The sequence below is a fragment of the Glaciecola sp. SC05 genome (assembly GCF_041380235.1).
GTDB lineage: Bacteria > Pseudomonadota > Gammaproteobacteria > Enterobacterales > Alteromonadaceae > Glaciecola.
In genome coordinates this window covers 267324-282993 of record NZ_JBGIYY010000004.1, presented here as the reverse complement: position 1 = coordinate 282993, position 15670 = coordinate 267324, and the positions used below count along the sequence as shown (strand labels likewise).

Annotated in this window: 13 protein-coding genes; 11 read left to right on the top strand and 2 right to left on the bottom strand. The window is 44.1% G+C overall.

Translation table 11 applies throughout. From position 1 onward, the window contains the following. Positions 1-31 precede the first annotated feature (31 nt). The 10 genes from fre to AB9H30_RS05900 all read left to right on the top strand — a co-directional run bounded on the left by fre (position 32) and on the right by AB9H30_RS05900 (position 11171). Complete coding sequence (gene fre, locus AB9H30_RS05945) at positions 32-727, top strand: NAD(P)H-flavin reductase (RefSeq protein WP_371193726.1); 696 nt, start codon at positions 32-34, stop codon at positions 725-727. Positions 728-779: 52 nt separating this feature from the next. Beyond that, positions 780-2174 carry a M28 family metallopeptidase gene (locus AB9H30_RS05940; RefSeq protein ID WP_371193725.1) on the top strand — a complete coding sequence of 465 codons (1395 nt, stop codon included), beginning with the start codon at positions 780-782 and terminating at the stop codon, positions 2172-2174. Between the two features lie 71 nt (positions 2175-2245). After that, a complete protein-coding gene (locus AB9H30_RS05935) occupies positions 2246-3034 on the top strand; it encodes a substrate-binding periplasmic protein (protein ID WP_371193724.1) in 789 nt (262 codons plus the stop codon). A gap of 100 nt (positions 3035-3134) precedes the next feature. Further along, positions 3135-3608, top strand: a complete 474-nt coding sequence (locus tag AB9H30_RS05930; RefSeq protein WP_371193723.1) for a thioredoxin family protein — start codon at positions 3135-3137, stop codon at positions 3606-3608. Positions 3609-3798: 190 nt separating this feature from the next. Beyond that, positions 3799-5124: a hypothetical protein gene (locus AB9H30_RS05925; protein WP_371193722.1), complete on the top strand. Its 1326-nt coding sequence runs from the start codon at positions 3799-3801 to the stop codon at positions 5122-5124. 4 nt (positions 5125-5128) lie between these two features. Then, entirely contained in the window at positions 5129-6283 is a 1155-nt protein-coding gene (locus AB9H30_RS05920) for a dipeptide epimerase (protein ID WP_371193721.1), read from the top strand. Beyond that, positions 6280-7392, top strand: coding sequence for an alanine racemase (alr, locus tag AB9H30_RS05915; protein ID WP_371193720.1), 1113 nt, complete (start codon positions 6280-6282; stop codon positions 7390-7392). Before AB9H30_RS05920 ends, alr begins: the two co-directional genes overlap by 4 nt. 32 nt (positions 7393-7424) lie before the next feature. Continuing rightward, positions 7425-9008 carry a sodium:solute symporter gene (locus AB9H30_RS05910; protein WP_371193719.1) on the top strand — a complete coding sequence of 528 codons (1584 nt, stop codon included), beginning with the start codon at positions 7425-7427 and terminating at the stop codon, positions 9006-9008. Then, the gene (murQ, locus tag AB9H30_RS05905; protein ID WP_371193718.1) at positions 9008-9931 is read left to right on the top strand and encodes an N-acetylmuramic acid 6-phosphate etherase; all 924 of its coding nucleotides are present in this window, start codon (positions 9008-9010) and stop codon (positions 9929-9931) included. Before AB9H30_RS05910 ends, murQ begins: the two co-directional genes overlap by 1 nt. A 4-nt stretch (positions 9932-9935) precedes the next feature. Next, on the top strand, positions 9936-11171 hold the full coding sequence (locus AB9H30_RS05900) for an exo-beta-N-acetylmuramidase NamZ domain-containing protein (protein ID WP_371193717.1): 1236 nt from the start codon (positions 9936-9938) through the stop codon (positions 11169-11171). Here the strand turns inward: AB9H30_RS05900 and AB9H30_RS05895 are convergent. Next, on the bottom strand, positions 11168-12016 hold the full coding sequence (locus AB9H30_RS05895) for an SIS domain-containing protein (protein ID WP_371193716.1): 849 nt from the start codon (positions 12014-12016) through the stop codon (positions 11168-11170). The genes AB9H30_RS05900 and AB9H30_RS05895 overlap by 4 nt on opposite strands. Before the next feature lie 126 nt (positions 12017-12142). Between AB9H30_RS05895 and AB9H30_RS05890 the strand changes: the two genes are divergently transcribed. Further along, positions 12143-13471: a M14 family zinc carboxypeptidase gene (locus AB9H30_RS05890; protein ID WP_371193715.1), complete on the top strand. Its 1329-nt coding sequence runs from the start codon at positions 12143-12145 to the stop codon at positions 13469-13471. Between the two features lie 5 nt (positions 13472-13476). Here the strand turns inward: AB9H30_RS05890 and AB9H30_RS05885 are convergent, their stop codons facing one another. Next, the gene (locus AB9H30_RS05885) at positions 13477-15348 is read right to left on the bottom strand and encodes a glycoside hydrolase family 3 N-terminal domain-containing protein (protein WP_371193714.1); all 1872 of its coding nucleotides are present in this window, start codon (positions 15346-15348) and stop codon (positions 13477-13479) included. Positions 15349-15670: the final 322 nt, after the last annotated feature.

Below are 15670 nucleotides of genomic sequence, written 5' to 3'. Positions count from 1 at the left end.
ATTCTGCGAAAGCAGCACATTTAGGAACAGCATGACACTCACTAAAGCTAACTTAGTTAGTAAAGAATCACTTACGCCATATGTATATAAAGTAATACTAAAACCAGAAAAAAAAGTCAGCTTTAAAGCAGGGCAATATCTTCAAGTGGTGATGGGCGATAAAGACAAACGTCCATTTTCTATCGCCAATATGCCTGCAAATTCTGATTACATCGAACTGCATATAGGAGCAACCCCAGAAAGCCCATACGCTTATGAGGTGATGCAACGTTTAGACGAACAGCAGTTTTTGGTATTGGAAGTCGCGCTCGGCAACGCATATATTCAAGACAGTTCGCTAGACGCCATATTGATCGCAGGCGGAACTGGCTATTCATACGCTAAGTCGATTTTACTGGACATGTTGCAAAATCAAGCTAATCGCAACGTCACTTTATATTGGGGCGCGAAACATCTTGAAGACCTATACGAAGCAGAAGCTCTGATACAGTTGAGTCAACAACACGCCAAGTTTACATTTATTCCGGTAGTCGAAGTTGCTGCAGACGGCTGGCAAGGTAAAGTGGGGTTTGTGCATCATGCTGTTATGCAGGACGTCACAAACTTTTCAGACAAACAAGTCTATGTGGCGGGCCGCTTTGAGATGGCAAAAGTCGTTAAAGATGACTTTTTGCCCCTTGGTTTACTTCCTGAAAACCTTGTAGGTGATGCATTCGCATTTATTTAGCCCCATTCAAACAACCGCATTTCATCTTTGATTTTATAAAAGAGTGATATCTATGAACATACAATTGATAAGCGGCGCCATTGCAGCCGTCGTTTTGTTAGGCCTCAGTTCAACCGCCGGCGGCGCAGATGCCCGTAATAGTATTGTCTATCAGGATCAGCTAGCACTTCACGAGATTGCAAAAAGTGCGTCAGCTAAAAATATTGAACAGGATATAACAACACTTGTTAGCTTTGGCACTCGCCACACTTTGTCTGAGACCGAGTCAGATACGCGCGGTATTGGTGCTGCAAGACGCTGGATAAAAGCTGAGTTTGATAAAATCTCTGCAGACTGTGGTGGTTGTCTGGAAGTCTTTTACCAGAGCGAAGTTATTTCAGGTGAGCGCCGCATACCAGATCCGGTTGAAGTTATTAGCGTAATAGCGATCCAAAAAGGCACTACCGATCCAAATCGTTATGTAATGATGAGTGGCGATATCGACTCTCGTGTTAGTGATGTTATGAATTACACTGATGATTCGCCAGGCGCAAATGATAATGCTTCTGGCGTGGCTGGGACGCTGGAAGCCGCCAGGATACTGAGCAAATACCAATTCAATGGCAGCATAGTATATGCGGCTTTAGCCGGTGAAGAGCAAGGTCTATTTGGTGGCCGAATACTAGCCGACTATGCAAAAGCAAACAACTGGCAGTTAAAGGCGGTGCTTAACAACGATATGATTGGTAATATCGAGGGCATTAACGGCGTGATTAATAATACCACCGCGCGAATTTTTGCAGAGGGAACTCGTCACACCGAAACCCCTGATGAGGCACGCCTACGTCGCTTTACTGGCGGCGAGGTTGACTCACCAAGTCGCAACTTAGCGCGCTACATAGACTATATGGCAGACCGCTACATCGAAAATTTAGACACCATGGTAGTCTATCGCCTAGACCGATTCAGACGCGGAGGCCATCACCGTCCATTCAACGATCTTGGCTATCCTGGTGTACGCATCATGGAAACAAATGAGCATTACGATCGCCAACATCAAGACCTACGCACAGAAGATGGCGTAAGGTATGGCGACACTATCGACGGCGTAAATTTTGAGTATGCAGCCAAACTTACTGCACTCAACGCGGTCTCACTGGCGAGCATGGCGTGGGCGCCTAAGCCACCGACAAGCGTCGAAATAAGTGGCGCAGTGCAGCCCTCGACTACCTTAAAGTGGGCTGCATTAGACAAAACGCAAAACCCACATTTAAAAGGTTATAAAATATACTGGCGATACACGGATGCACCGCAATGGCAATTTAGTCGCTACGTTGGCAATGTGACTGAGTTTACCCTTGAAAACATTGTGATTGATAACTACTTCTTTGGAGTGGCTAGTGTCAGTAAAGATGGCTATGAAAGTCCGGTGGTTTATCCTGGGGCAGCGGGAGCCTTTGGTGAATAAGTTCGAAAGTTCTAATCCATAATCCGGAATTTCACGTTTTAACAGTACATTAAAGTATGTTGAGGTTTTAAATGGTTAAGCGATGGTTCAATCGTGCGATATTCGCATCATGTTTGTGCATTGGCGTAGTTCAAATTGCTTATGCGCAAGAAGTAAGATTGGTTGGAAATAAAGTGGAAACCTTTATCAATGATGGCGACCAACCGTCACGCTTAACCTCCTTAGTTAGTGCTGCGTTAGAGAAAACGCCACATGAAATAACCGCTACCACCCAAGCCTGGTCAGGAAGTGGTCTGAGAAATGGTCAATTTGATGGTTATATCGACCATTATTCGCTAAACGACCCAAAACAAAACTACATACACTCTGCTCCATACGTACAGCTTTTTTTGCATGTCGCTTCTACCGAATCAAGAGCGAGCAATATTAGCCGCCTTGATAAGTTAAATCGTCAGAGAGTTGGCTTAGAAACAAGGTTTGCAAATACTGACCAAGTGCGCAGTGAGCGCTCTGTCAGTTGGGCGAGAACCCAAGACTTTTTTAATAATATTAAACAACTGGCGGAAGGTCGTGTTGATTATATTGTCGCCGACAAAGTCATGCTAGATGAAATGAATAAAAAGCTAGTTGCAGTGGGCCAAGAGACACTCTACATCGCGGCGCAGCCGATTTTTACTGTGGATGTCAGTTTAGCCATGCGCAGCGATTATGGCAAAGCACAACAAATCATAGAAAGCTTCGAAAGTGGTATTCAAGCCTTACGGGATTCAGGTAGATACGAAGAGATTTATCTACCAGACAGCGGTGCTGAGAGCATACTAGACGCTATCATCTATGAAGAGATGATAAAGCGCTGGTAAAGCATTCAACAGCATAATTGGTATTACTTAACAGTAAACTTGAAAGTTATATCGATTTTCTCTGGTCTTCTTATAAAAGCGCACAGAGCAATCTAATAGCATGAAGAGATTTATCACGAATACTGTTGCCATTTTGACAGTGTTTAGCGTTGTATACTTTGGTAATCGGTTTATACAGTCGCATTTAGGTAAGCAGGCAAAGCAAAATATTGTCTTTAAAATCCACTCCTTGGATAAAGGTCTCGCTCACGCAGCCCTCAATGATCAATTGATACTTGCAGACTACACGGCAATTTGGTGTCCAAGCTGTCGCAAACTTGATAAACAGGTATTTGCTGATCCAGATGTTGCGAGCCTTATATCCGCTAATTTTACGTTTGTATCAGTCGATCAAGCAACTGAGCAAGGAATAGCCTTCGCTAAACAACATCAGTTATCAGGTTTTCCTCGAGTGCTGGTGTTAAATCATGATGGTCAACAGTTGACTGAATTGCCGCTAACCTTTAACCCAATCCACTATAAAGCAAACCTGCAGCGTGTGCTTACAGCATTTGATCAGCCTAACACTCTGTAAACTGATGCACCGATTGTGTTGGCAATAGTCGATTATTCCATTGACATTCAGGCGCAAAAAAGCATTAATAAATTATTCCAAATTTAAAGAGCAAATTAGAATAATGCCTAATAGGAAATTCCAGAGTGCTTTATCTTACCCTGCGGCAACCGGAAATCTATTTGTGAATTATGGGCTTTTTTTTCTATGTATGGCTATCCTAAACGCTTGCAGCCCAGTAAATAATGAGCATAAGATAACTGAAGATCGCTCTGAATCAGCCCTTACCATTAGTTCGAGTAATACTGATACCTCGCCAACACAGGAGTTTTACAACGTTGTGATGAAAGCCGCTCCTTTTATGCCTGCAGACATGTCCGAAAAACACATTTCTTGCGGCAATATTCTTACTCTTAATGCACAGAGCGATAAATATCTTACCTCTTTAGAAGCAAACTACAGCGATTACGGTTGGGAAGGCCGAATCGCGCATCAACCGACGTTTTTCAAAGCATCCTCTACTGAAGGCCGCATTCTTGTTATTGATATTGCGCAAAAAGGGGATGCATTGGCATATCGGTATCTGAGCAATGACAATACCTACAACGAGCTTTATGAGCCATGGAGTTCATCGAAAATATTTGCGTTTACAGGCGCGATCGCGACATTGAGAAAGCAAGATCTCGGTGCTCAAGCTAAAATCGGCGATACCTACGTGGCAGATATGCTCACCGGTATTAATAGCTATGAAAATTTCGGTACCGCTTCGGGCGAGTCCAATGCACTGGCTACGTTTTTTGCAAACATCGCTGGGCGTGAATATTTAACGGGTCTTTTTTACGACAATTGGTTAAAACTATCTACTCCAAATATATATTTTCGCGGCGCCTACGGCCCCGAAGCTTTTCAGCCGAGCAGCTATCAATGGCAGATGCTCGACAATAGTCGTTCGAAGCTGATCACGCCCTTCAAAGCTGCAACTGACGACCCCGGGTATTTGAGCTATCGCTGTGAAAACTGCGGTCTAAATGGCAACAAGCCCATGACGACTCTGTCACAAGCAGAGTGGTTAAAGCGCTTAGCGGCGCATGATAGAGATGCAATAACTAGACATCCCAATCTAAACCAAGACGATGTATCAACTCTTTTTTATGGCAGTGGTCACTCATATCCAGATGGGCGATTTGCAGGTATGACGCTTGGTATTTCAAATATGCTGCAACATGCTATCGCCAACGCAATTAATGGTAAGAATGTAAGCGACCCGAAAGCCTTCCTTGATAATTTGACCGATGGCAAATGGCGAGTGTTCCAAAAAATTGGATGGGGGCCAAGTGAAACTCGCTCCACTACCGAAAATGTCGTTTTGGCGCATGTTTGCTTACCTCATTTTCAAGGTGGCAGAGAATTTACGGTTGCAGCACAAGTCGCCGTACCAGAAGCTAAAGAAGAAAATCTATCGCAGACAGGTGAGAAAATGCAGGCATTGTTACAAGCCAGTTTGACGCAGTATTTTAATGAGCCAACAGCGAAGTAATGTAATGCCTATCTTTATTCAATCTATTGAGCTTTTGGCATTAAAGGTACCCTTACATACGCCTTTTAAAACGGCGGTGCGTGAGGTTACCCATATTCACGATCTAGTTGTACGACTATGCAGTAGCGATGGACATGTTGGCTATGGCTCTGCGCCCTCAACATTGCTTATTACCGGCGAAGATCATGTTAGCACTCTCGGCGCAATTGAAAATGTAATAAGTCCCATGTTAGTCAATCAGTCTTTGGAAGATTTTGAAGATTTAGTCAAAAAAATTCACCACATCAAACAGGTTGGGAGCAATGCAAAAGCAGCCATAGATATCGCTCTTTTTGATTTGCACGCAAACTCCAAGCAACAGCCCCTTTATGAGGTCATAGCTCGCTTTGGGAATTCAACGCAAAACATCAAAATCGGCGATCCAGTATTAGAAACTGATTACACTATTAGCGTTAATCCCGTTGAGCAAATGTGCCAAGATATCGATACCGCTGTCGCAAGAGCTTATCGCTGTTTAAAGATCAAAATTGGTAATCAGCCGGAACTTGATTTACAAAGACTGCGTGCAATTTATGCCCATGTGCAGGGCAAGCAGAATGAGCATCTGGCAGTTACGCTTCGCCTCGACGTTAATCAAGGATGGGACGTGCCAACCACGATTAAGATCATGCTTGAGCTAGAGCAACAAGGTATACACTTCGAACTAATAGAGCAGCCACTCATCGCCGCCAACATTGAAGGTCTTGCTGAAATTAAACGCGCAATTAAGACGCCCATTATGGCTGATGAAAGCGCCTTTAACTTGGAGCAGGTAAAGCAACTCCACCGTCTCGATGCAGTTGACATCATTAATATCAAACTGATCAAAGCCGGTGGGATTTACCCTGCTATGCAAATTGCTGATTATTGTCGCTCAAATGCGATAAAGTGCATGATAGGCTGCATGCTCGAAGGAAGTATTGGTGTTGCCGCAGCAGCGCATCTTGCGGTAGCTTATCCAGATGTAATAACACTTATCGATTTAGATGGTCCAACACTCGGCCAATATGACCCTGTGAAAGGCGCAACGACATTTGAGGATGCACATATTTTTTTGAACAATACACCAGGACTGGGTATTGGCGCCCAACATGGGCTGCCTAAGTGGGGCGAAGCATGACGCGCAAGACATTAGCAACTATTAAGCTCGCCTCGTTAAAGGCTAATCTTCATGCTCTACAGGCCAAGGCGCCCAGTAGCAAAACCCTGGCGGTAGTCAAAGCGGATGCCTATGGTAATGGCGCAATAGAAGTCGCTCGATATATAGAAGCGGATGTCGACATGTTTGCTGTAGCGATCGTTGACGAAGCGCTAGCATTACGGAAAGTCGGCATACATGCACCCATTTTGGTCTTGCAAGGTCCACATGAGTCAAGTGAACTAAGTTACACCTTTTCACACAATTTGCACTGGATGATGCACAATCAGCAACAAATAGAGTGGCTATCAAATAGCAATAATTGCGATGAGAATTGGGGCGCACACCTTTGGTGGAAGTTTGATACTGGTATGCACCGTTTGGGTTTTGCCATCGAAGATTTTCATGCGTTGCTAAAAAAACACGCAAAATATATTAACCAACATAGCGTGATTGCAACCCATCTTGCCTGCGCTGATGAAAATGATACTGCACATACGACTCAGCAAATAGACCGTTTTTTAGAACAGGTGGCCCAAGCTTCAATGCCCCTTTCCATTGCCAATTCGGCTGGCACCATAGCTCACCATAATGCTCGACAAGCCTACAATCGACTCGGCATTGCATTATATGGTAGCTCACCCTTTGAAGCGGACAATACACAAATGACTCTGCTGCCGGTGATGTCGTTGAGTGCCCACATTATAGCCTTACGCTCAATACCTACAGGTGATAGCGTCGGGTACGGTGCAACTTGGGTAGCAGCAAGGCCAAGCATTATTGCAACCGTTGCCATTGGCTATGCTGATGGTTATCCTCGCCATGCTCCAATCGGGACGCCCGCAATATGCCGCCAGCAGCGTATAAGCTTGGTGGGCAGAGTTTCAATGGATATGCTGACCTTCGATGTAACCGACGCAGAAGCGGTGAAAATTGGCGATAAGGTCGAACTCTGGGGCGAACAGCTAGCAATAAATGAAGTGGCCGAATGGGCCGGTACCATTGGCTATGAGCTAATGACAAGGGTTTCTGCAAGGGTGCCTAGGCATTATGAATATGGGCCCGAACCGGCTTCTAAAAAGGAACGATAAATGCACATTCAAACTGCGACCAGAACAAAGCTATGATTGACCAATTCTCCCTACTAGATTGGTCTGTATTTTTAGTCTACGGGCTCATTTTACTCGTTACCGGCTATATTTTTAACCGTAAGAGTAACAGCACAAAAGACTATTTTTTGGGTGGAAACACCATGCCTATATGGGTCGTGGGTATTTCAGTGTTAGCTACTTCTCAGTCTGCTGCGACATTCTTAGGTGGACCTGATCAGGGCTATCGTGGTGATTTGACCTATTTAGCCACCAACATAGCGGGCTTCATTGCCGCTTTATTTGTTGCTATATTTTTACTACCACGCTTTTATGCGCTCAAGGTGTACACGGTATACGAACTATTGGATCAGCGATTTGGCCCTAATGCAAAATACCAAGCAGGCATGATTTATTTAAGCGGAAGACTGTTTGCAAGCGGCGCGAGACTTTACATGGCGGCCATTGCAGTAGCCATGATTTTGTTTGGCAATTTTGAAGCCAGCAGCGTGATCATTTCCATTCTTATCATCGCCGGCATTGGTTTTGCGTATACCATGTACGGTGGTATTCGCAGCGTCATTTACTCAGACGCGATTCAATGTTTAGTTTACATAAGCGCTGCGCTGTTGGTACTAGGATATCTCTATAACAGTATTCCTGTAGATTTTGCAACTATCATACAAGCACTACAAACTCCCGCTCCCGGTGAAGCCTCAAAGCTAACATTTATTGATTTTTCGTTAGATTTTTCCAGCGCTGGGGTCTTTGGTTTTTGGTCAATTATTACTGGGTTTGTACTGTTGAATATCGCCGCTTTTGGTCTGGACCAAGATGTCACGCAACGCATGCTAACCTGTAAAGACTCAAAAAGCGCCACCAAAGCCCTTGTATCGTCAATTATAATGGGCATTCCGGTAGTGCTGATATTTGTTTGCATCGGTTTGTTACTATTTATTTATTATCAGCGCCCAGACATTATGTCTCAAGCAGGCTTAAGCGCGCCGGTACCTGAATTTGGCGGACAGACAGTCACCATCTTTATGTACTACGTACTCACTGATTTGCCCAATGGCATTAAAGCCATCATCACTATTGGGATTATCGCCGCTGCGCTATCGACATTAAACTCCGGCCTGAATTCTATGTCTTCAGTAGCTATCCAAGATATTTATCGCGGTTTGATTCACAAAAACAAAGACCTTTCTGAGAAAAAGCTGATTACTGCAGGCCGCGTAAGTATGGGTGTTGTTGCCATCGCCTTATCAGGTATGGCGGCGTTGTGTTATTACTGGCAACAATATACTGATATGCCTTTACTAGCCTTTGCATTAAGTGTCATGGTGTTTTCCTACTCTGGCTTGCTCGGTATTTATTTTACCGCATTGTTTAGTAAGCGGGGCTCACCTCTGTCGATAATATTGGCCTTAGTTGTGGGCTTTCTGACACCCGTACTCATGCAACCCTATATTCAATCTATTTACTTACCGGAGCATCTGCAGTTTGATTTAGGGTTTACGTGGCAATTAGTGATTGGCACGTTTTTATCGCTAGCAGTATGCCTCAGCGGCAAAGCCAATCAAGCACCAGCGCATTCTGAAAAAGGGAGTTTTGCCTAATGCCATTATCATCACATACTTTGATTCAACAGCTAGATACCTTGGTTTCAGAAGGAAGAAACCCTGAGACCATGAATTTAGACACTCTGACCACACAGTCTTTGCTTGGAATAATTAACGCTGAAGATCAAAAGGTTGCTCATGCAGTTAATGCTGTGTTGCCTGAAATCGCCAAGGCGGTTGACCACATTGTTAATAGCCTTAAAAAAGGTGGGCGCTTAATTTACATGGGTGCAGGCACTAGCGGCCGACTTGGTGTATTAGATGCAGTGGAATGCCGTCCAACATTTAGCGTTTCTGACGACCTAGTGATAGGTCTCATTGCCGGTGGCGAAAAGGCAATTGTGCATGCCGTGGAAGGCGCAGAAGACAACGAGCAGGCAGGCATAGAAGATTTACAGCGCGTGCACTTAGATAGCCGCGATATTGTGGTAGGTATTGCCGCGTCCGGCCGCACGCCCTATGTAATCAGCGCTCTACAATATGCCAACGAATTGGGCTGCGAAACGGTCTGTTTAGTATGTAACCCCGACGCACCGCTTATGCGTACAGCAAAAACCGGCATCTGCGTAAATGTCGGCCCCGAATGCTTAACAGGTTCAACTAGAATGAAATCAGGTACTGCACAGAAGCTAGTATTGAATATGTTGAGCACGGCAAGCATGGTCAAGCTGGGCAAGGTTTATCAAAACTTAATGGTAGATGTAAATGCTAGCAATAAAAAACTTCAAGCAAGGGCTATACGCATCGTTATGCAGGCAACACAATGTGAGCTAAAAGAAGCTGAGCGCGCCCTTACCCAAGCCGACAATCGCGCAAAATTAGCCATCCTGATGATTCTCACAAATACCGATGCCAAACAAGCACTGGTAATGTTAAACAATGCAAAAGGGTTTTTACGGGATGCCATAGTTGGAAAATAACCTGATGAAATTATTTAGCCATTACTTACTTGACTCATACCGGCACATCACTATTGGGTCGAATGGATATTTAATCATTCTGCTACTGCTAGTTTGCCCCTTAAGCCAAGCGCAGACACCTTCCACTCAAGTCATTTTAGGCGCCGAGAGACTCACTCAATATTTACCTTTACTGGCTAACAAGCGTGTCGGTTTGATAGTTAACCAAACCTCACAAGTTCAGGATATGCATTTGCTCGATATTCTGTTAAAAAATGAGGTCAATGTTAGGGTCCTATTTGCACCTGAGCATGGCGTACGCGGGAATGCAGGCGCGGGAGAACATATCGACAGCGGTATTGATGCGCTAACTGGGGTTGCTATCCAATCAATCTACGGTAAAGACAAGACGCCTCCCGATGCGCTCATGCAAACCCTCGACGTCATTCTCTTTGATATACAGGATGTTGGTACTCGTTTTTACACTTATATTAGCTCTATGCATTATATGATGGAGGCAGCAGCCAAGCATCAGGTCGATTTTATTGTACTAGACAGACCCAATCCAAACGGCATGTATGTAGACGGGCCGGTACTTGAAATGGCGTTTCAATCCTTTGTTGGCATGCACCAGATCCCGGTTTTACACGGTTTGACCGTTGCGGAATTAGCACTGATGATCAAAGGTGAAAAGTGGATTGAAAATGCCGAAAAGCTGCGCTTAACTGTTATTCCGATGCAGGCCTATAACAAGGCTATGCGCTACAGTTTACCTATCCCGCCCTCACCTAACCTGCCTAATGATATCGCCATTGAACTCTACCCGTCTCTATGCTTTTTTGAAGCAAGCGCAGTGAGTGTTGGCAGAGGAACCGACTTTCCTTTTCAGCAAATTGGTCATCACCAAGTGAAACTAGGTAAGCATACCTTCCGACCCGAATCGAGGCCCTTTGCAGCGCCAAACCCTAAACTAGAAGGTCAAACGCTCTACGGCATCGATATGCGGAATTCTGGTTTAAAAGGACTTAGCTTACAACCTCTTATCAATGCATATAGGCAATTTCGGCTCGCCAACAATGAGCAAGGTTTTTTTACCGCCGCTGATTTTATGGATAAGCTTGCGGGTACCGATACACTTAGGTTAGCCATCCAGGCCGGCGTGCCCGAAGATCAGATTAGAGAGTCTTGGCAAACAGGCTTGCAGGCATATGTGCGAATGCGCGAGCCTTATCTGCTTTACCCGCTTACGCCATCCATCTAAAGGTTTCGAAATTGAGATACTACATCTCTAGACTTTTCTAACACGGCTCTGCGGCTGCTAGAGCTTTGCATTAAGGAAATAAACAGCATATCAATCACCAGCTCCTGTGCGGTGCGCGCTAATATAGACGATATACGAGTGGCGGCCTCTTCGGCCACTGAATAAAGTCGCACTTGAGCATGCAGTGATACTGGCGTATCGCCAAATTTAGTGACTGAAATAACAGGGGTATTGTTTGCCCTTGCTTCATTTACCACGTTGACAACTTCTCGCGTTGCTCCTGACTCACTAAGGGCAAATACCAAATCGCCTGTATTCAATGTCGAAGCAATAGCCAGTTGGGCATGTCCGTCAATTTCTGATATCGCTGTGATCCCCAGCTTTTGTAATTTAAATGAAAAATCTTTGCCGACTAAAGCTGAGCCACCCAAGCCGGTAATTAATACTCTTTTGGCGTTTTGAAGCAATTCCACTGCATCGGCAAGCGAATGTCGGTCGTTTAAATTTTTAGTTTGATTTAATACGGCAATTTTACTCTGCAGTAGCTTTGACGACATCGTTTCGTAGTCATCATCTACGGCAATACTGCCATGTAATTTTTGATGATCTGTCTCAACGTTTTTTAAATCATCTAAAATACCTAGTTTTAGCGCGGGATATCCTTTGTACTTTAACTTTTGAGCAAATTTTACCACCGAGCTTTGGCTAACTCCGACCGTCGTAGCAAGCTTTTGTGAAGACAAATCTCGCAGAGCCCCAGGCGAACTTAATATATAGAGAGCCAGCTTCTCTTCGCTGTTGGACAACGAAGGTAATAGAGCTTTAATTTTTGAAAATGCGGCCATTGAATATCCTTGGTTAAGGAATAGATTATTCTTATTTGATTATTAATAATAGAATAATTTGCAACATGATGCATTTTTTCGCTATTGTTACGGGTATTCAAGCCTTCATCAAATATTGTTGTTCACATGCCATCACCGATTTCTCATTTACTAGCATCTTTGAACCGCTCACATATCACGCATAGTGACATACAGCCTCTTTTTAAAGCTTTGCAGAATGACAACCAAGTGCAGATTCACCATGCAGGAAACTCTTTCGAAGGTCGCAGTATTCAGCGCATTACTTACGGTAGCGGACCAATAGTTATATTAGCCTGGACACAAATGCATGGTAACGAAGCGACCGCAACAGCCTCTGTGTTCGACATGCTCGATATTCTTTTGCAACAAAAAGACGAGCGCCTGAGTGATGCTCGGGCCTTGTTTACCTTACACATCGTTCCTATGCTCAATCCTGACGGCGCGCAACGCTGTATTCGCCACAATGCACAAGCTATCGACATTAACCGAGATGCTATGGCAAAGCAGACTCTCGAAGGTAATGTATTAATGAACTTGGTGGATTCACTCAAGCCAAACATTGCGTTTAACTTACATGATCAATCGCCCTATTATCAGTGTGGCACTAACGGTCATCCCTCTACGATTGCTTTTCTAGCGCCTGCTTTTGATCTTGATAAAACGGTTGATAGCAACCGTCATTTAGCGATGGCACTAATTGGCAGAATGACCGAGGCAATTACACCTCATATCCCCAATTGTGTAGCTCGATATGACGATACATTTTCGCCACGTTCGTTTGGTGATCGTATTGCGGGCAAGGGTGCCGCTACTATATTGATTGAGTCTGGTGCTTGTTATGACGATCCCAATCGGCAAGTTGCAAGAAGAATGAACGTTGTAGCGATGCTAGAAGCAATGTGCCTGCTCAAAGAACAAGCTGAGGGAAGCATCAGCGCTGAGTGCTTAAATGAATATCAGCAGGCATATTGGAGCATTCCCGAGAATACCTCTGAAACTCTATCTTCACTGGTAATACGTGGGCTGCATTTTGTTGGAGCGCACTCCTATCAAGCCGGTGTTAGCATTAAGCAGACGGCACGTTATTCAAATCAGTTTTTCATCGATGCCGTCGGTGACTTGGGGGTTCAAGCAGGGCTGAACGAGTATGATGCCAATGAGTTAACATATGATTCAGGGAATGTGCATACACTCAATGCGCCAACCATCATAAGCAATGAGAGTTATAAACAATGGTTGAAACAAGGGGTTATCCAGTTTCAGGGTGAAGTACACAATCTCATTAATCAATCTGATTACCAAGTACTGCTTAACCAGCCGATCCCAGCCGATCCGCACGCCTTAATTTTACAGCAGCCAGCATATTTTCTAATGCGCCGTGGCGATTCTGTTGTCGCTGCGGTGATCAATGGTGCGCTCATCGAATTACAGTAGTTTCCTCACTTAGGCTGTAAAATATCCACTGGCGCGATACCCTTGGCTTCATGCTGGCCCGTAATATGAACTGCAAATGCAAACAAAGCCGGTGAAAATAGATTACCGTCAAATGACGACACTTGGTAATCGTAGCTTGCATAGACAGCATCAAAATCTAGCATGTCGTTTTGGGTAACGTAGGGGCTGCGTAATTTTAATAGTATTTTTGCTTGGGCCTGAGAGTTCGCTACCAGCGCTTTTAGGTCAGCGATTTGTGCCATAGCATCCTTACGTTGATTTGCTTGTATACCCTCAAAGGCCCTACTCTCAAAAAATGAAAGTGCAGGTGATACATCACCCACAATCAAGACATCTGCATTAGATGCAGTATCAATTGCTTCGCTCAACTGACTAACACAGCTTACATCTTGCAAACCAGCTTGTTTTAAAAAATGCTGCAGTGCACTGCAGCGACGCTTATCAGGCATTACTGCATACACGCTTTGACTTGGTTTAATTGACGCAGAGAGCGCTTTTATTTCAGTAAAAGCATCTTTACCCAAAGCATTGGCAAGCATATGCTGTTTGTTTGATAGACGTAAGGTATCCAATTCGATTTGTTTTTGTTGCAGACTTTTATTAGCCTGAAGATGCATATTGCGCTTACGTTTATGGGCAACAATTCGCGCGTACGAGGTCGCAACTGCTTGAGCAAGCGTGCTGTTTTTCTTGACCGCAGCGGTCACTTCATCGAGAAATTTTTCAAATGCTTCCGCTTCATACTTTGAACTAATTCTAAATGGCATTAAGGCAATGTCAGCACCAGCTTCAAAGGCTTTTACAGTCGCCTCTACTGGACTTAAAAATTGAGTAATAGCCGCCATATCTAGGGCGTCTGTCACAATCAAGCCCTGAAACTTGAGCTCTTCTCGCAATAAGCCGGTTAAAATTTTTCGCGATAAGGTGGCAGGCAACTCGGTTATTCGGCCGTCGGTAGAGGAAAATGTTGTGCTATCCAACACTGGATATTGAATATGGGCCGTCATGATCATGTCTACATCGGCATTTTCGATTGCATATTTAAATGGAAAAATATCTACAGCATCAATGGTCGCTTTACTATGCTCTACTCTCGGTAGACCCACATGACTATCAACATGCGTATCCCCGTGCCCAGGGAAATGTTTGGCAGCGGCAGCAATATTATTTGCTTGGAACGTGACAATTTGAGCCGCGCCAAGGATTGCGACGGTTTGCTGAGACTGTGAAAATGCTCGAACGTTAATAATGGGGTTGTCTGGGTCACTATTTACATCGACACTGGGTGCAAAATTTACGTTAAAACCCAAGGCATAGAGTGACTTCGCCATGTTCTGCGCGACTTGCTCAGCGTAAAAAACACCGTGGCGCTGAAAAGTGGCGCCAATTGCCATATTCCCAGAAAACCCTAAAAACTCGTCATTTGGCAGTCTAGATACTCTACCGCCTTCTTGGTCAACCGCGATATACATCGGCAACTTCATACGAACACCAGTATCGCTGTTTTTGTTTACCGTCTCTTGAATTGCGTGGGTTAAAGCCAATATTTGTTCAGCATTTTGCAAATTCTCTGAAAATAAAATTACGCCGCCAACCTCGGTGTTTGTCAGCATATTTGCTAAATGATCAGGTAGCTGCGTCATAGCGCTTTGACAAAACTGTCCTTGGCTCGGCTGCACAAGGTCTTCGCAATAGTAGCGTAAATCAATCAATAGTTTTTGTGCTAGCATTTGTCTAAGCGTCGGTTGAAACTGGTCGCTAGAAAGTGCCGAACCAGCCGATATCGCAAACAAACCAACACTGCACAACACAGTGACTACTAACTTGCTTTGTGCTCGCTTGAAAAATGACAACACTTACGGTTTACCTGTCTATTTGATTACATATTAACCAACATTCTAGTTCAATATTGGACTAAACGCTTGTTTTAAAATGTAAAATATTTTATTGAAATATTATCATACATATTTGGAATAATTTATTATTTACATTATTTATGGTTATGCTAACGTGGAACATAAGGGAGAGTGCAAAATAATAAAACTCTTGCTTGTGAACCTATAAGCAAAAAGTGTAACGCACGCTCCTGGCTCGTTGAATACATGCAGTAGAGTATTCGACATCTATCAATCACGAGTGATAGACACCATATGCCAAACACTAATCACATAGGGAGAA